This window comes from Halobacillus massiliensis (assembly GCF_900166625.1).
In the GTDB taxonomy this organism is placed as follows: domain Bacteria; phylum Bacillota; class Bacilli; order Bacillales; family Halobacillaceae; genus Halobacillus_A; species Halobacillus_A massiliensis.
This window is the reverse complement of record NZ_LT800499.1, coordinates 687,787-705,633: the sequence shown is the minus strand read 5'-3', so window position 1 is coordinate 705,633 and position 17,847 is coordinate 687,787. Positions and strand designations below refer to the sequence as shown.

Annotated in this window: 20 protein-coding genes; all 20 read right to left on the bottom strand. The window is 43.6% G+C overall.

The genetic code is table 11. The features are described 5' to 3' along the window. Nucleotides 1-6: 6 nt before the first annotated feature. On the bottom strand, nt 7-825 hold the full coding sequence (locus B7E06_RS03495) for a flagellar hook-basal body protein (protein ID WP_082232685.1): 819 nt from the start codon (nt 823-825) through the stop codon (nt 7-9). A 23-nt stretch (nt 826-848) separates the two neighbouring features. Next, entirely contained in the window at nt 849-1,853 is a 1,005-nt protein-coding gene (gene mreB, locus B7E06_RS03490) for a rod shape-determining protein (protein ID WP_082232684.1), read from the bottom strand. 164 nt (nt 1,854-2,017) lie between these two features. Continuing rightward, the gene (gene spoIIID, locus B7E06_RS03485; RefSeq protein WP_082232683.1) at nt 2,018-2,296 is read right to left on the bottom strand and encodes a sporulation transcriptional regulator SpoIIID; all 279 of its coding nucleotides are present in this window, start codon (nt 2,294-2,296) and stop codon (nt 2,018-2,020) included. A gap of 348 nt (nt 2,297-2,644) precedes the next feature. Beyond that, nucleotides 2,645-3,559 carry a stage II sporulation protein SpoIIQ gene (spoIIQ, locus tag B7E06_RS03480; RefSeq protein ID WP_082232682.1) on the bottom strand — a complete coding sequence of 305 codons (915 nt, stop codon included), beginning with the start codon at nt 3,557-3,559 and terminating at the stop codon, nt 2,645-2,647. A gap of 176 nt (nt 3,560-3,735) precedes the next feature. Further along, nucleotides 3,736-4,776: a stage II sporulation protein D gene (gene spoIID, locus B7E06_RS03475; protein ID WP_082232681.1), complete on the bottom strand. Its 1,041-nt coding sequence runs from the start codon at nt 4,774-4,776 to the stop codon at nt 3,736-3,738. Between the two features lie 123 nt (nt 4,777-4,899). Continuing rightward, nucleotides 4,900-6,207, bottom strand: a complete 1,308-nt coding sequence (gene murA, locus B7E06_RS03470; protein WP_082232680.1) for a UDP-N-acetylglucosamine 1-carboxyvinyltransferase — start codon at nt 6,205-6,207, stop codon at nt 4,900-4,902. 34 nt (nt 6,208-6,241) lie between these two features. Further along, on the bottom strand, nt 6,242-6,961 hold the full coding sequence (locus B7E06_RS03465; protein ID WP_082232679.1) for a YwmB family TATA-box binding protein: 720 nt from the start codon (nt 6,959-6,961) through the stop codon (nt 6,242-6,244). A gap of 101 nt (nt 6,962-7,062) precedes the next feature. Further along, complete coding sequence (locus B7E06_RS03460; protein ID WP_082232678.1) at nt 7,063-7,296, bottom strand: DUF1146 family protein; 234 nt, start codon at nt 7,294-7,296, stop codon at nt 7,063-7,065. A gap of 278 nt (nt 7,297-7,574) precedes the next feature. Beyond that, a complete protein-coding gene (locus B7E06_RS03455) occupies nt 7,575-7,979 on the bottom strand; it encodes a F0F1 ATP synthase subunit epsilon (protein WP_082232677.1) in 405 nt (134 codons plus the stop codon). 82 nt (nt 7,980-8,061) lie between these two features. Then, nucleotides 8,062-9,474, bottom strand: coding sequence for a F0F1 ATP synthase subunit beta (atpD, locus tag B7E06_RS03450; RefSeq protein ID WP_082232676.1), 1,413 nt, complete (start codon nt 9,472-9,474; stop codon nt 8,062-8,064). Nucleotides 9,475-9,512: 38 nt separating this feature from the next. Continuing rightward, nucleotides 9,513-10,376 carry an ATP synthase F1 subunit gamma gene (atpG, locus tag B7E06_RS03445; protein WP_082232675.1) on the bottom strand — a complete coding sequence of 288 codons (864 nt, stop codon included), beginning with the start codon at nt 10,374-10,376 and terminating at the stop codon, nt 9,513-9,515. A gap of 45 nt (nt 10,377-10,421) precedes the next feature. Next, complete coding sequence (atpA, locus tag B7E06_RS03440) at nt 10,422-11,930, bottom strand: F0F1 ATP synthase subunit alpha (RefSeq protein WP_082232674.1); 1,509 nt, start codon at nt 11,928-11,930, stop codon at nt 10,422-10,424. Between the two features lie 12 nt (nt 11,931-11,942). After that, nucleotides 11,943-12,494, bottom strand: a complete 552-nt coding sequence (locus B7E06_RS03435) for a F0F1 ATP synthase subunit delta (protein ID WP_082232673.1) — start codon at nt 12,492-12,494, stop codon at nt 11,943-11,945. Then, nucleotides 12,491-13,051: a F0F1 ATP synthase subunit B gene (atpF, locus tag B7E06_RS03430; protein ID WP_082232672.1), complete on the bottom strand. Its 561-nt coding sequence runs from the start codon at nt 13,049-13,051 to the stop codon at nt 12,491-12,493. The genes B7E06_RS03435 and atpF overlap by 4 nt, the downstream gene beginning before the upstream one ends. A gap of 152 nt (nt 13,052-13,203) precedes the next feature. Further along, nucleotides 13,204-13,416 carry a F0F1 ATP synthase subunit C gene (atpE, locus tag B7E06_RS03425; RefSeq protein ID WP_035548636.1) on the bottom strand — a complete coding sequence of 71 codons (213 nt, stop codon included), beginning with the start codon at nt 13,414-13,416 and terminating at the stop codon, nt 13,204-13,206. Between the two features lie 46 nt (nt 13,417-13,462). Continuing rightward, the gene (atpB, locus tag B7E06_RS03420; protein WP_082232671.1) at nt 13,463-14,185 is read right to left on the bottom strand and encodes a F0F1 ATP synthase subunit A; all 723 of its coding nucleotides are present in this window, start codon (nt 14,183-14,185) and stop codon (nt 13,463-13,465) included. A gap of 19 nt (nt 14,186-14,204) precedes the next feature. Further along, a complete protein-coding gene (locus tag B7E06_RS03415; protein WP_082232670.1) occupies nt 14,205-14,570 on the bottom strand; it encodes an ATP synthase subunit I in 366 nt (121 codons plus the stop codon). Between the two features lies 1 nt (nt 14,571). After that, nucleotides 14,572-14,790, bottom strand: a complete 219-nt coding sequence (locus tag B7E06_RS03410) for an AtpZ/AtpI family protein (RefSeq protein WP_082232669.1) — start codon at nt 14,788-14,790, stop codon at nt 14,572-14,574. 223 nt (nt 14,791-15,013) lie between these two features. Continuing rightward, entirely contained in the window at nt 15,014-17,170 is a 2,157-nt protein-coding gene (locus tag B7E06_RS03405; RefSeq protein WP_082232668.1) for a S8 family serine peptidase, read from the bottom strand. A 149-nt stretch (nt 17,171-17,319) separates the two neighbouring features. After that, nucleotides 17,320-17,847 (bottom strand): non-hydrolyzing UDP-N-acetylglucosamine 2-epimerase (wecB, locus tag B7E06_RS03400; protein ID WP_082232667.1); only part of this gene is annotated, 528 nt, incomplete at its 5' end.

Below are 17,847 nucleotides of genomic sequence, written 5' to 3'. Positions count from 1 at the left end.
TACTCCTCACCCTAATTTTCCAATATCATTAACGGTCCGCTGCAGGCTCTGATCATAAGCTTTAAGTGCCCGCTGGTTCATCTCGAAGGTACGGTACGTATGGATCATTTCTGTCATCGTCCGGGCCGGATCAACATTTGAACCTTCAAGAACCTTCTGGCGGACTTCATAATCAGCTTCCGTCTCGCGCGCGTTCTGAGCGTCGCCTTCATCAAGTCTAAATAAATTATTTCCTTCTTTAATCATATTCAGCGCATTGGGGGTGTAAGATAATCCAAGAAGAACTTCTTGTCCACCCATATCCATTGTTCCATCACTGCTCACCGTAAAATCAAGACCTTCTGTCTGAATAGGATGGCCATTATTATCAAGGACAAAATATCCTTGATTTGTTGTCAGGAAACCCTCGCTGTCTATAGTAAAGTTCCCATTCCGGGTATAACGGATCTCTCCGTTTTCATTTTGTACATTAAAAAAGATAAACCCTGTATCATCAGGTAAATTGCCATTTAAAAGAGCCAAATCTGTCGTCTGGCCTGTCTCCCTTAAATCGCCCTGAGAAAATTCAGGCACGGTTTCCTGCATGTAAACACCAGTGTTTAGAGTACCTGCAATGTTTCGAACCGGAAGCTTAAAACCTCCCTGGCTTGTCGAAATCGCGGCTGCACCCATTTCCTGTATGAGTAACTCTGGAAAAGCCCTCAAGGTTCCTGTATCTGCTTTGTATCCCGGGGTGTTTGAGTTAGTCATGTTGTTCGTAAGTGTTTCCTGCATACGCTGTCCGGCAATCATTCCGGACGCAGCCGTGTAAAATCCTCTCAGCAAGACGATCGCTCCTTCTTATAAACTTATGAACCGATTTTATTACGCGTAATTTTATCGATGTTATCCAGCATAATCCCTGTACCTTTTACGACACAGTCCATTGGATCTTCCGCTATAAAGACTGGCACCTTCAACTCTTCAGCCAGCAGCTGATCGATTCCGTGGAGAAGCGCGCCTCCTCCTGTCACAATAACCCCCCGGTCAATAATATCTGCAGACAACTCAGGCGGAGTCCGCTCAAGTACAAATTTTGCCGCTTGAGTAATCGATTGTACAGACTCGTGAAGCGCACCTTCAATCTCTTCAGAATTCACCGTAATCGTACGGGGCAGACCTGTCACCATATCACGTCCGCGAATATCAATTTCCTCATTGCGGGAACCCTTAAAGACTGTTGCTACTTCCATTTTAATATTTTCCGCCGTACGCTCACCAATTAGAAGCTTGTACTGCTTTTTAATATAATTTAAGATTTCGCCATCGAACTTGTCCCCAGCCATTTTAATAGAAGAAGCCGTAACAATATCTCCCATTGAGAGTACGGCTACATCCGTCGTCCCGCCACCGATATCGACGACCATGTTACCGCTTGGCTGGAAAATATCCATTCCGGCTCCAATTGCTGCCACCTTAGGCTCTTCTTCTAAATATACATTTTTGCCGCCAGACTTCTCGGCCGCTTCACGAATCGCTTTCTGCTCAACTTTTGTAATGTTCGTCGGGCAGCAAATCAGCATACGCGGCTTAGATAAGAAGCCTTTGACATTAATCTTCTGAATAAAGTGACGCAGCATCGCTTCAGTCACATCAAAGTCAGCAATCACACCGTCTTTCAAAGGACGTATAGCTTCAAAGTTTCCTGGCGTACGACCCACCATTCGGCGAGCTGCTTCACCTACCTCCAGAACCTTGCCTGTATTCCGGTCCATTGCGACAACAGAGGGCTCATTCAGGACAATGCCCTTCCCTTTAACATGTATAAGTACATTGGCTGTACCTAAATCGATTCCAATATCTCTTGCAAACATCGTGAGTAGATCCTCCCTATTTCCCAAAAACGATTTCCTATTGCTATACTCTAAAGCCGCACATCTAATATTATATACTATCATAAATTTGCAACATTCGTGTAATATCTTAAGAAAAAAGTTCCATATAGGGAGGGGGTAAATCGTCGGGAGGATGCCTTCCACTAACGTGTGGTTTCAGCAGGAGAATCTTTGCCAAGCGTCTGGTATTTCATCCGGGTAGCTTCGCCTCCTCTAAGATGCCGGATGTCTTTATGGTGCTCTAAGATTTTTTTCACTTCTTTAGCAAGGGAAGCATTGATCTCCGGAAGCCTCTCCGTTAGGTCTTTATGCACGGTGCTTTTGGAGACACCAAACTCCTTTGCAATCATACGTACTGTTTTTTTCGTCTCTACAATGTACTCGCCAGTCTTGATTGTCCGTTCTTTGATGTAGTCATGCACATCTCTCGCCTCCTGATATTGACTATCCAAGGGGGTGGTTGAGACGGGTTAGGGTTTTTCTCTGTGTTGGATTGAAAGCTCTTGTTGTATCACCCTGGATGGTACCGAAAGTTCGGTTATGACCATTCTATTATTTAAGATGTGCAGTTATGCGCTATTTTAAGGTGCCATGTTGCTTGTTTTTCGTTTTATGTAACAGGTTAAGAAAATTTCCAGCTCTCAGGAGAATGATTTTATATTTGAGGGAGATAATCAGAGAACATGGGGAAAATCAATCAGATCTAAGGAAAATAAAAAAATGGAGACCGAAACAGCCTCCATTTTTGGCACATGAGATTTTTCTAAATCTTATGACTGAGTATCTTCACTGGAACCTTCATCATCTAAAGATGGCTCATCAGCTTCGTTAGTTCCTTGATCTGCTTCATCTTCTGCAGGTGTGTCTATGTTTTCATCTGATTGATTTTCTTCAGATCCTACACTATCTTCACCTTCAACAGCATTTGTGGACTCTTTAGCTTCATCAGCTGTTCCATCCTCTTCAGCTGCAGCTGCAGTTTCTTCTTCAGCAGCAGGAGCTTCAATTGTACTTACGGCTTGTCCGAAGAAAGTCTCAGGGTTAACAGGCTCTCCGTTTTTGCGGACTTCAAAGTGTACGTGTACTCCGTTATCTTTTCCAAAAGTACTTTGTCCAGATTGACCAAGTACATCGCCCTGTTTCACATTATCTCCAGATTGTACCTTTACTTCAGTTAGACTTGAATAAACAGTAGTTACCTCATCACCATGAGTAAGTTCGATCACATTTCCGTATAGCGGATCTTCTTTCACTTCTGTGACTGTACCGGAAAGAGAAGCTGTGACATCAAATGCTTCGCCTTCACCTTGTGTAATATCGATACCTTTGCTCTGATAATACTTATTGTTGTAAAGGACTAGTGCATTTTCTTGTTCTTCATCACTTGCTTCATAGTCGAAATACTTCGTTACGACAGTGGCTTGATCCTGATCGGATACCGGCATCTGAAGGTTTTCGTTTTGGGAGGTTACCGGTACAGATGGATTCTCCTGATCAACATAAACATCGTCTTGACTTTGTCCTTCTTTGAACTGGTCAGCTACTTCATTAGAACTTTGCTGATACCAGAACACTCCTACTAGTACAAGAGCTGCAACGCCTAAATACAAAGCAGGGAACAACCATTTCTTGCGCATCAAGCGTTTGAACTTTAATTTAGTTACGCTTTTCTTTTCCTCTCTCATGTTCATCACCTCAGGAGTCATTCTGAACGCTTTTTTGGAAATATATACATCCTGATGAAAAAATTTATTTTAGAGGAAAATTGAAACAAGAAGGGCACAGCTTCAGTATTTTGTATGGTATCAAGTTTAATCATTTAAAAAGGTACCAGGCACATCATGAGCCTGATACCTTTTTATCAATCCATTCTGCCTTCTTTGGCTTCGAGCGGCCGTGCAGCTGTTTGTTTGGTAACTGGTGTTATTTCTGTATTTTGATAGTAGTGTTTAATAATTTCTTTATAACTCTTTCCGTCTTCTGCCATCCCGTTAGCTCCATATTGACTCATCCCTACACCGTGACCGTAGCCTTTCGTTTTGAAAATCAAGTGATCTTCTTTTTGTTCAATTGTAAAATCACTGGACGGCAGTTCAAATTTTTCACGGATCTCACGGCCGGTAAAGGTTTGATTTCCAAATGAAACGCTAGCCACTCGACCACCATCTGTTTTTGTGAGCTTTAAGTTGCTAAGCCCATTTTCCACTTGAACATTAAGAGAAGCTTCAAGACTTGTAATCGGCACAATCTTCTGGTCTGTAAATTTAGGAGACTTCTGATCCCACGGACTTTCTACACTTTTCAAATAAGGAATTTCATTTTCCCAGTAATCTTCAGAATTCTCCGTATAGCCGTTGCTTGTAGAGAAGAAAGCCGCTGTAATCGGCTGTTCTTTATAAGTAATAATTTCACCGGCTGTCTCCTGGACAGCTCGAGCAATCCTCCCCATATTCTTATTATAATCGTGCTCCCACTGCTTCTTCAGCTCTTCTTCATTTTTATATACTTGATGCTGAGTCGTGTCCGTTACATCTGCCTGATTGGAAAAAGGTTCTTCCTGCACCAGGTGCTGTGTAATGTAAGTACGTGCTGCCAACGCCTGAGCTTTTAGAGCTTCTATTTGAAAATTTGCCGGCATTTCAGAAGCAACCACCCTTGCTACGTAAGATTCCAATGGAACTTCCTCAACTTGTTGAGACTGGCTTCTCAGAACTTTGATTGAAAAAGGCGAGAGATTTTCTGGAATCTCAGTTGTGTATTCTTCCTTCTTCTCCTCGGCAGGCTGAATAGTGGCCGTGTCATTTTTACCGATGTATGGTACGACGATGAGGGCTGGAATAAATAGAATGCCCACAAAAATACTGATAATTGTAATAATCCCTACCTTATGTTTATTTCTCATATACCGTCCTCCTGAAACGTTAGTAGACCTCTCTACTAAAAATATATCCAGTTGGACCCTTTAATAGAACAAAAAAAGCAATCCCCATATGACTAAATGGGGATTGCCGTGGATATAATGATGTTATAAGGTCGATACAGATTCACTAGGTTCTAATTCTTCAGCAAACTCGGCTTCATTGACGCGCTCAATATCAGCGCCTAGGTGTGCAAGTTTTTCAGCAAATTCTACATACCCTCTGTCCAGATGCTTTAATTCTGTGACACGAGTATACCCTTCGGCAATAAGTCCTGCCAATATAAGAGCGGCTCCGGCACGTAAGTCCGTTGCCTGTACTTCAGCACCTTGAAGATCAGCAGGTCCTTTTATAAACACACTGTTGCCTTCGATTTTCATCTTTGCATTCATACGGCGAAATTCTTCGACATGCATGAAGCGGTTTTCAAAAACAGTTTCTGTAATAACGCTGGTTCCTTCTGCTCCTAACATTAAAGCCATCATCTGGGACTGCATATCTGTTGGAAAACCAGGGTGAGGCATTGTTTTAATGTCAGTGGATTTTAACTGCTTCGGTCCAATAACCCTCAGCCCGTCATCTTCTTCTTCGATCACAACACCCATTTCTTCCATTTTCGAAATAACTGGGCGTAAATGTTCTGGCAAAGCTCCTTTTACAAGGACATTACCACCAGTAATTGCAGCTGCTACCATAAACGTTCCTGCTTCGATCCGGTCTGGAATAATGTTATGAGTAGTGCCACGAAGCTTGTCGACACCCTCAATGCGAATAGTTTCCGTACCTGCACCAACGATGCGGGCACCCATTTTGTTTAAGTAATTGGCAAGGTCTACAATTTCTGGCTCTTTAGCACAATTTTCAAGAACCGTCTTACCTTCTGCTAGTGCGGCTGCCATAATGATATTTTCAGTAGCACCTACGCTGGGTACATCTAAATAAATCTTAGCGCCCTGCAGACGACCGTCTACATTTGCTTCAATAGTACCGTTCCCAACTGTAATCTCAGCTCCCATAGCTTCAAAGCCTTTTAAGTGCTGATCAAGGGGGCGAGAGCCGATTGCACAGCCGCCGGGAAGGGCAACTTTTGCGTGTCCATACCGGGCTAAAAGTGGTCCCAATACAAGCACAGAAGCTCTCATTTTGCGTACATATTCTATTGGGGCTTCTGTTTTTAAATCTCCAGAAGCATCAATTGTTACTGTTCTACCATCCATATGAACATCCGCATTCATATGTCTTATTACTTCGTTAATTGTATAGACGTCAGCTAAAGCTGGTACGTCATGTAAAACACTTTTTCCTTCACTTGCGATTATACTTGCTGCGATGACAGGCAGTACGGCATTCTTTGCACCTTCAGCTTTTACAGTGCCTTTAAGCTGCCTTCCACCACGGACGATGATTTTTTCCAAGGTTCATTCTCCTCCGCGTCCATATTCATTATTATTAATATTCAGCAGTTAGGATGGGTGTGCCAATTGTGACGACCGTCCGGTTGCCCAAATTTCGAGTGCCTATCTGGATATTCATTGGGCCCCCCGGTAAATCAATGGCCTCTCCCCATCTCGTTGTATAGCCGGATCTGCTGGTCCAACTGTCTTCAATGGATTGCTCTACTGTTGCTATATTGAATGATTGCTTAAATTTCTGATAGAATAAAACCTCATCCATATTACCATTCTTCTCTGCTTTAACGTATGAATATAAAGAGACTTTATCGGTAAATACATGGGCTTTCACTCTATCGATCAGATGTTCCATTAATTGCGCTGCTAGTGGTGCTGTACCCCCTGATGATGACGTGTAAACTACCTCAAATGACTTCCTGTCATTTTTCGGCACGATTACGGTAAATGTTTCGAAACCTGAGTTTCTTTTATGACCGTCAGTAAAGATAAGCTTGCTTGCTTCAGCGCTGTTCTCTTCTCTAATATGAGTGGATTGAAAGTAATGTCTAATTGCTGATTCAACTGCTGCTAAATCTTTTATGTTCATTGTCTCTTTTAAAGTGATATTTAATTCCCTAATCTCAAGCTGCTCACCCTCAGCGAAAGCCGCCATTTCGATGAGCGGGGAAACTTCGCTCCAGCCTTCAGCCGTTCCCTGCGGATGAACACCTATCCCTAGGACTACAGCAACAATTGAACAAATCCAAAAAAACTTCATATGTATCTCTCCCCATTCTCCCTTGTATAACTACAAGTTTGAACATTGAAAGAGAATTTCATACGAGTAATCTGACGACAACTTTTGACAGGTTTTCTCTTTTAAAAAAGATAAGCGATGCTGTTGGACCAGCGGATTAAATCTATAAAGAAGCTGCTTACCGAAGTGGCGATCGCGATTGTTATCAGAATCATTAACACCCGGATCTCAAACACACGTCCTTTTCTAAAAAAAGCATCCAGGTTTACAGCCTGAAGTACTTTCCACGTGATGATAATAAATATAATGTGCGACGTCATGCTAAGAATCGCTTCTTCTACAAAATATTGTTCCATTAAGGTCCACCCCATTTACGTGGTTTACCAGTTCAACACACATACTCAAGAATCACATGTTTCTGTTTATTTGTCAATGAACAAAGACGGTCATATCCCTGTAAATGTGTGACAAATATGTGAACATTATCATTCGACAAAAAAAACTCAAATAAGGCAGTATTTATTATTTCCCGGGGAATAGTGACACTTTCCACAGGGGCCTGCATTGTTCGTTTATACAATAGCTGAACTAACATTTCAATATATAGAAAAACTGCTTTCTTTCGAAAGCAGTTTTAAAAATTATTTTCTTTGACGTCTAAACGGTTAATGGCTCGTTTGAGGGCGAGTTCGGCTCTTCTAAAGTCGATGTCAGATTGTTTTTGAGCGAGACGCGCCTCAGCACGCTCCTTAGCTTTTCTTGCACGGTCAACATCGATTTCGGAAGGCTTTTCTGCCGATTGCGCCAGGATAGTCACCTTATCTGGACGGACTTCGAGGAATCCGCCGCTTACAGCGATGCGCTCGGAGCTTCCTTCTTTTTTAAGGCGAACGGCGCTGATGGTTAAAGGGGCGACCATGGGGATATGTCCAGGCAAGACGCCGAGTTCCCCGCTTTCCGCCTTACAGCTAACCATTTGATAGGCGTCTTCTAATACCGGGCCATCAGGAGTGACAACACTCACCGTTAGTGTTTTCATAGCATTTCCTCCTTAGGCAGATCATAAGCGCCTGTGTCAGGCGTCCGAAAAGAACGCCTGAGTGACACTTGCAATGATATGCTTATTGCATTTCTTTTGCTTTTTCGACGACTTCCTCGATGCGGCCGACAAGTCGGAATGCATCCTCCGGGATATCATCATGCTTACCTTCAAGAATCTCTTTGAATCCTTTTACTGTTTCAGCTACAGGCACGTAAGAACCTTTTTGACCTGTAAACTGTTCAGCAACGTGGAAGTTCTGAGATAAGAAGAATTGCACACGACGGGCACGGGATACGGTCAGTTTGTCTTCATCAGACAGCTCATCCATACCTAAGATTGCAATAATATCCTGTAATTCTTTATAACGCTGAAGTGTCTGCTGCACTTCACGTGCTATTTCATAGTGTTCCTCACCCACGATATCTGCATCAAGGGCACGGGACGTAGAAGCCAGCGGATCCACGGCAGGATAAATCCCTTGCTCAGAAAGCTTACGCTCAAGGTTAGTCGTTGCATCTAAGTGGGCGAATGTTGTCGCCGGTGCAGGGTCTGTGTAGTCATCGGCAGGTACGTAGATCGCCTGAATCGATGTTACGGAACCTTTATCTGTAGATGTGATACGTTCCTGAAGCTGACCCATCTCTGTTGCAAGTGTAGGCTGGTAACCTACGGCAGATGGCATACGTCCAAGAAGGGCAGATACCTCAAGTCCGCCTTGGGTGAAGCGGAAAATGTTATCGATGAAGAACAGTACGTCCTGTCCTTGCTCATCACGGAAATACTCAGCCATAGTCAGACCAGTCAGAGCCACACGCATACGTGCTCCAGGCGGCTCGTTCATTTGCCCGAATACCATCGCTGTCTTGGTGATTACACCGGAATCTTTCATTTCGTAATAAAGGTCGTTACCTTCACGAGTACGCTCTCCAACACCGGCAAACACGGAAATACCGCCGTGTTCCTGGGCAATGTTGTTAATAAGCTCTTGAATTAATACCGTTTTACCTACACCGGCACCACCGAACAGACCGATCTTACCACCTTTAACATAAGGGGCAAGCAAATCTACAACTTTAATTCCTGTTTCAAGAATTTCAGTTTCTGTTGCCAGGTTTTCAAACTTAGGAGCTAGACGGTGAATCGGATCACGACGGACATCACTAGGGATTGGATCGTCCAGGTCAATTTTTTCACCAAGTACGCTGAATACTCGTCCAAGAGTTACGTCTCCTACTGGTACGGAGATCGGTCCTCCTGTATCGAATACATCTGTTCCACGCTGGACACCTTCTGTAGAAGACATGGCTACTGTACGGACAGAGTTGTCTCCAAGGTGAAGGGCAACTTCCAGGGTAAGATCAACGCTTGCTTCATCTTCAGATTGTGCAAAATAGCTAACTTTTAATGCGTTATTAATATCAGGGAGATTGCCGTCATCGAACGTTACGTCGACAACGGGTCCCATGATTTGGGTTACGCGTCCTTTACTCATCGATTTCCCTCCTTACTTATCGTACAAATCCAAGAATTTTATTCGAGGGCAGCTGCACCGCCGACGATTTCTGTAATTTCTTGGGTAATGGCTGCTTGGCGGGCACGGTTATAGGAAAGTGAAAGGTCACCAATTAATTCATCGGCATTATCCGTCGCACTCTTCATTGCTGTCATACGGGCCGCGTGCTCACTAGCTTTACCATCAAGCAATGCGCCATAAATCAGGCTTTCGGCGTATTGCGGAAGTAATACTTCGAGAATCTCTTCCTGGCTCGGCTCATATTCGTAAGAGCTTGTCGAACCATTAGAAACTGATTGTATATCTGTTAACGGCAGTGCTTTTTTCTCAGTAACTTCCTGAGTCATAGCACTGACAAAATGATTATAGTAAATGTATAGCTGATCGATTTCACCATCTATGAAAAGCTGAACGGTTTCCGAGGCAATATCTTTAATATCAGCGAAGTCCGGCTGGTCTGAAATGCCGGTAATATCTTTCTCAACAGGCATATTACGTTTGCGGAAAAAGTCACGGCCTACTCGCCCCATAGTAATCACAGTATATTCATCTGTGGAGGTATGACGCTGGCGGATTTGCTGATAAACTTTACGCAGAACACTGCTGTTATAAGCTCCCGCCAAGCCGCGGTCAGAAGTGATGACAAGATACCCTGTCCGTTTGACCTCACGGTTTTCAAGCATGGGGTGACTGGCATTACCGCCGCCTGAAGCTATACTCGCCACTACTTCCTGTATTTTCTCGCTATAAGGAACGAAGGAACGGGCATTTTGCTCGGCACGGTTCAATTTTGAAGCTGAAACCATTTCCATTGCTTTTGTAATCTGCTTCGTTTTCTTCGTAGAATTTATCCGACCTTTAATATCTCTTAAGGATGCCACGCTGTTTCACCATCCTTTCTAGCTGGCATGATCTTTTTGCTTTACTTATTCAGAAACTGCAAAAGATTTCTTAAATGTTGTAATAGCATCTTTCATTTCTTCCTCGTCCGCTAACTTTCCAGTGGAACGGATCTGCTGAAGAAGTTCTTTACGATTGTTATCCAGCCAAGTATGGAACTCTGTTTCGAAACGAGTAACATCTTCAACTGGAATATCATCTAAGTGTCCTTTTGTAAGGGCAAAAATGATCATAACCTGTTTCTCAACAGCTAGCGGCTGGTGAAGCCCCTGTTTGAGTACTTCTACTGTACGTGCCCCGCGGTTTAGTTTAGCCTGAGTGGATTTATCCAGATCAGATCCAAACTGTGCGAAAGCTTCAAGTTCACGATAAGAGGCAAGGTCAAGACGAAGCGTACCTGCTACTTTCTTCATAGCTTTAATCTGAGCCGATCCTCCAACCCTGGATACAGAAAGTCCTGCATTGATCGCCGGACGTACCCCTGAGAAGAAGAGGTCAGACTGAAGGAAAATCTGTCCATCCGTAATTGAAATTACGTTTGTTGGAATATAAGCTGAAATATCACCAGCTTGAGTTTCTACGAAAGGAAGAGCTGTAAGTGAGCCTCCGCCTTTTGCATCACTAAGCTTGGCTGCACGCTCAAGTAAACGGGAGTGCAGGTAGAATACATCCCCTGGGAATGCTTCACGGCCTGGCGGGCGGCGAAGAAGCAAGGAAAGCTCACGATAAGCTGCTGCCTGCTTGGAAAGGTCATCGTACACAACAAGCACGTGCTTGCCATTGTACATAAACTCTTCACCAAGTGTTACACCTGCATATGGTGCAAGGTATAAAAGCGGAGCCGGCTGAGAGGCACTTGCTGTTACAACAATCGTGTAATCCAACGCGCCATGACGGCGAAGTGTTTCCACTGTTCCACGAACTGTTGATTCCTTTTGACCAATGGCTACATAAATACAAATCATATCCTGGTCATGCTGGTTTAAGATTGTATCGATCGCTACAGACGTTTTACCCGTCTGACGGTCACCGATAATAAGTTCACGCTGTCCACGGCCAATTGGAACAAGGGCATCAATCGCTTTAATCCCTGTTTGAAGTGGCTCATCTACTGATTTACGATCCATAACTCCCGGAGCCGGGGATTCAATCGGACGAGTCGTATTTGACTCAATAGGTCCTTTACCGTCAACCGGCTGCCCTAATGAGTTTACAACACGGCCCAGCATCCCTTCTCCTGTAGGAATCTGCATGATACGGCCAGTACGGCGAACTTCGTCGCCTTCTTTAATATCTGTAAATGGTCCAAGAATGACAAGACCAACGTTACTTTCTTCCAAGTTTTGTGCAAGTCCCATGACACCGTTTTGGAACTCAACAAGTTCCCCTGCCATGACGTTGTCAAGGCCATGCGCACGTGCGATACCGTCCCCAACTTCGATGACTGTACCTACATCGTTGACTTCAATATCTGATTCATAGTTTTCAATTTGCTGCTTAATCAGTGCACTGATTTCTTCAGCTTTGATGCTCATGCCATTTCACCCCTATCGTCTAAAATTCGGAGAAACCAGCTCACGTTCGATACGGCTGAGCTTCCCACTGACAGAACCATCAAAAATGCGATTTCCGACACGAAGACGGATACCTCCAAGAATAGATGGGTCGATCACATTTGTCAGGTTAAGTGACTGTTTGCCTACTTTTGGTGCAAACGTGTCTGAAATACGTTTTTTCTCGATGTCCGACAAAGGGCTGACAGAATACACGGTAGCATCTGCAATCCCCTTCATATCATTCATTTTCAAAATAAAATGGTCGGCCATATCTGATATGATTTCCTCACGGTGGCGGTCGATCAACAACATCATGGTGTTTATCGTCTCTTTAGAAAATCCTTTAAGAGTCCCTTTTAACATCTGTTTCTTCTCATCCACACTTAAGCGAGGGTGTTTTAGAAAGCTGTCAAGCTGTTTGTTGTCTTTGAAAATTTGACGCAAGGCACGTAGTTCGGATTCAATCTTATCTAACTTAGACTGTTCCTCTCCGATTTGAAAAAGAGCGTTAGCATAACGTTTTGCAATGATTGTTCCACTCATCGCTCTTCTCCTGCCTCGTTAATATATTGATTGATAAGCTCCTGCTGATCTTTTTCCGAAAGTTCTTTCTCAATCACTTTAGAAGCAATCATTACGGACATAGAAGCCACTTGATCTTTAAGTACTTGTACTGCTTTATCACGTTCTTGCTCAATTTCCTGACGGGCAGATAATTTCAAACGCTCTGCTTCCTTGCGGGCGGATTCAATAATGCTCCGTTCCTGCTGGACAGCCGTATTGCGAGCATCCTCAATGATATTCTGTGCGTCTTGACGCGTTCTTTTCAACTCTTCCGCTGCTTCCCTATGTTGTATAGCAGCTTCTTCACGGCTTTTCTCAGCCGTTTCTATTTCATTTGCAATATGATCTTCACGTTCTTTCATCATGTTCATTAAAGGTCCCCAGGCGAACTTTCTTAAAAGAACGAGAAGGATGATGAAGAAAAACAGCTGAGCAATCATGTCACCCACTGCAAATCCTCCAGCACCGAGAACAAAGTTCGATGTATATCCCAGCACAGTTGTCACTCCTTTCCACAAAACCAGATAGCTACTCATTTAGAAAAAGCAGAAAATATAGCTAGTCATTTTAGAAACTTCGGCACCTGCCGAAGTTTTAATCTTAGTCATCAGGGTATTTTATCCCCGTTAAGGTATAAAGGAAAAGCGAAGATTCACGAATATGAACTTCGCTATTAGCTCTTGTATAGTTATTGACCCATTACGATAAATGCTATTACAACACCTATAATCGGCAATGCCTCTACTAGAGCGACACCAATAAACATTGTTGTTTGAAGAACACCGCGTAATTCTGGTTGACGTGCGATACCTTCTACTGTTCTCCCTACGATTAAACCGTTACCAATACCTGCACCTACTGCTGCAAGTCCTACTGCTATTGCCGCTGCGATTAGACCCATTGAAAAATCCTCCTCTTATTTTTTAAGAATAATTTATGTTTTTTTATTAATGGTCATCTGCCACTTTGTGAGACATGTAAACCATTGTCAACATAACAAAGATAAACGCTTGAATGAAACCAATGAAAGTACTAAAGCCCATCCAGGCAATCATTGGTACTGTAGCTCCTAAGAATCCAAGGAAACTTGTTGTAGCCATACCAACTAGTAAAGACAAAAGAATTTCCCCTGCATATATATTCCCATATAAACGCAGCCCAAGAGTTAATGTATTGGAAAATTCCTCTAGAATTTTAAATGGAAACAAAAACGGTAATGGTCTAACGAATCCTTTTCCGTATTCCGCTCCACCTTTTAACTTCACTCCGTAATAGTGTGTTAACACTACCACCATAACGGCTAACGTAAGCGTGATCCCCGGATCTGCTGTAGGGGATTTCCACCACAAGGTGTGACCTACCACTCCGTTAGTAATTACTCCAAGCATATTTGATACAAATATATAAGCAAACAGTGTTAGCCCTAAAGGTAAGAATAGACGCCCAGTTCGCCAATCCATATTTGAACCGATAATGCCCTTGATAAAATCAATCAGCCATTCCATAAAGTTTTGGAAACCTTTCGGGTTGCGCTGCATATTTCTTGTTGCTGCTACCCCTAGAATGAAAACTATTAATGAAGCAACAAACATCATTAATAAATTAGATAAGTTGAAACTCAACCAAGGAATCCCAAACGCGTGTTCCCACATCGGTGATTCGTGATTCAACCTTCTCACCTCTCTTCCATCATGTTAATCTGTTGAAAAGGTAATCTATTAAAATGACAAAATAGGCTGTCATTAAGCCCAAAACTACTGAAATCAAATGGAAATGTTCTTCAAATTGTAGGGTGATAACTACAGCTAAAGCTGCAGTTGCCATTCTTGTAAGCGTTCCTAAACCTCTTTTTGGCTTGTCCGTTGTGGAGGTCTCGCCAAACTTTGTAATTTTCTTTTGCATCAGCCAGAGGTTATAGAAACTTATGGTGCTTCCTAAAAGAAGCCCGAGGAAAATCGGTTGCCAGGGTGTAAGACCCCAACCTAGAACGAGAATTGCTAGAAGGTAGAACATCCATTTTCGCTGACGGGTCATCATCTGTTGATATTCTTCCAAGTTAATCGTCTCCCGTTATCGATCGAACTAAATGAATGGTTCCGTATGTACCGCTGCCGATTCCGAATAACAGTCCGATGATTAGAAATAACGGAGCTGTGGAAAACTGGCTATCAACCCATTTCCCTAAAAAAACACCACCAATCGCTCCTCCTGCTAACTGGGACAAAATGACACTGACAATAGCCATTGCCTGGAAAGGGGACTGTGAATGTTTCATTTCGACACCCTCTTTTCATTATTAAAAAAGAGATGCAGGTAAGTATGAAAACCTTATCATTCCACACTATGTAAGAATACAATAGGGGTGTTTTCATGTCAATCTTTTGTGAGGAAAAATACAATTGTCCGACACGGATTGCTCACATTTTTGTCACAATTAGGAACCTCGTGTCTCCCCCCCTATTTTTCAAAATAAAAACAGCCGCGTTTGGCGGCTGTTTTTACATCTGAACTTGAAAGTTTGAAGTGAATTTTTCCCTGTCAATTTCGACAGTCACTACAGCTATATATGGACCGGAAAAATCTTCATCCATTCGGAGATCGACTTCCCCTTCATTTAGTCCTTCCTGCAGATCGTTAATTTCCATAAGCCGGCCTTGATGAAGCAGCGTTCCAGCCCTATACAAATCAATCGATACGCTATCTGCCTCTTCAGTTAAATGAAAACGATAGGATAAGTCGCTGTCGGTCTCCCAATCCTTATATAGCTCCAGACCCGAAACTTTTTCATAATCTGCCGTCTCCATCATAAACAAATACGGCACGTGATAATCCTTATTATCACTTTCGATACGCAAATAGCCTTGATGCACTCCATTTTTAACAAACGACTTATTCATTTGAACTTCCAGAGGAACTTCCTTTTCTTCTCCAGGGGACAATGTAAAACTTTTCGGCAGCTGCCACATCAAGCCTGTCTGCTGCTTAGGTTGTGGAAATCGAAACGTCTTTGTTCCGCTCCCCATATTTCTTACTGTCACGCTTACTTTTTTCCGAAAGAAGTTATCCTCCACCCTGCCAAAAGAAAGAGCCCCCGGGCTAATCCAAACCTCAGGACTCAGCGCCTCCTCCGGATTAACGTAACCCGCACCCTGCTCTGTCGGCAAAAACTCCCCATTCTCTTTTCGTAAGAGTTCGGCAGAGCTCATAATCGACTGTTTTATTTCTCGAGGAGTCCACTCAGGGTAAGCTTGCTTCAGAAGTGCTGCTACGCCTGCAATATGCGGTGATGCCATACTCGTTCCCTGTAATGACTGATAACCTCCGGGTACTGTACTAATTACATCGACACCTGGTGCGAGGATATCCGGCTTCATACTCCAGTTGGCTGTTACCGGACCACGTGAGCTGAATGGAGCAATATCGTAATTCGTTTCCTCAGTCTCTGTTTCAAGCCACTGATCCTCGTTGATTCCTTTTTCAATGAGCCACTCTCCCTGTTCTTTAGTCACCGCTGCCACAGGAATCGGCAGGTCCAGTCCTTCCATCGATCCATACAATGGTTCATCACTGTTATTGATAATGATGACTCCCTCTGCTCCACGCTGGTAAGCAGTTTGTGCTTTTTCAGCAAAGGAAGTATCCCCCCGCCTCATCAACACAATTTTTCCTGTCACACCAAAAAAGTCTTCATTTGAACCATTAAATAACGGCATCTTTTTAGTAAAAGTCCAGGGTCTGGACCCCTGAAGGAGCAGGACAGGAATCTCCCGTCGTTCTCCTGGTATTTTTAATAAAGGCTTCTCAGAAGGAAGAGCAGCAGCACCAACCGTTATGGCAGACGGGGAAGTAGCAGGTGAACCGACTGTCCATGGGTTCGGCCCGGCGTTTCCAGCAGCTACTACAACTGTCGTCCCCAGCTCAATCGCTTTATCAACCGCTTTTGTCGTCGGCCAGTCCGGACCATTCACGTCGTTACCGAGCGATAGGTTTATAACATCCATGCCATCTTCCACCGCTTCCTCTATCGCAGCTATTACCTGGACTGAAGAACCCATCCCGCCTGGACCGAGCGCCCTGTACGCATAAAGTTCCGCATCAGGAGCCACCCCTTTCATATCGCCGTCCGCCCCAATTACTCCCGCTACATGCGTTCCGTGAATAGTAGCTCCTTCTTCCATCGTTTCCATCGGATCATCATCAAAATCAACGACATCAAAGCCTCCCTGATAGTTAACTTTTAAATCAGGGTGATTGTAATCCATCCCTGTATCAATCACTCCTACTTTCACCCCTCGGCCGGTAAACTCTGTGTCTGGCCGGATGAAGTCTGTAGTAAGCGTTATACCTGATTTATATGCAAGAGGCTCCGCTTGAGCTTTATACATTTGTACAGGATACGGCTGAATCCCTTTATGCACGCGTATCATTTTATCAAGCTCTCCGGGCAAGCCTTTTACAGCCACTCCATTAAAAATAGTGTCATATTCCGCCACAACTTCAAGACGCGGCAGCCGGGCTTCCACCTGTTTTTTAAAGGTAGACACATCCATCTCTTTTAGTTCCACAATAATCGTAAGTTCTTCCTCTGGATCAGGCTGGCTGAATCCCATTAGAACAGCTGCCAGCAGCAGAAAAACCGAGATTTTATACCGCATAACGTGTCTCCTTTTTTGAATAGTGTGTGTTAGGAGAAGCAGCGTTATGCAAAGATAAGTTAACCGTTTTAAGAATTGCAAAATGCGAACGGTAAGACTTGAAATTAAAAAAATCAAGCTCTATAAAATAGAGCTTGATTCAGCTGTTGTTATTCTGTTTTGAAAGGCTCGGGTTTATCTTCCCGCTGTTTAAAATAAAAGCGGAGCGCTTCTGCAATCCGCCTAGAAGCCTGTCCATCTCCATAAGGATTGGAAGCACGAGCCATGGCGGCATGTTTAGCCTGATCAGATAAAAGTTCGTGAGCCAAATTATAGATACGATCCTCGTCCGTTCCGGCGAGTTTAAGCGTTCCTGCTTCAATTCCTTCTGGTCTTTCGGTTGTATTTCGAAGCACAAGTACAGGCACGCCCAGAGAAGGCGCTTCTTCCTGCACACCCCCAGAATCGGTAAGAATCAAGTGAGCACGGGAAGCAAAATTATGAAAGTCAATGACACCCAGTGGTTCAATCAGCTTAATTCTGTCATCTTTTCCTAGTATCTCATCCGCCGTCTCCCGTACAGCCGGATTTAAGTGTACGGGATAAACGACTTCAATATCATCATGAGTTTCTACTAGTCGTTTTATCGCACGAAACATCTGCTTCATATTGCTGCCAAGGTTTTCACGGCGATGAGC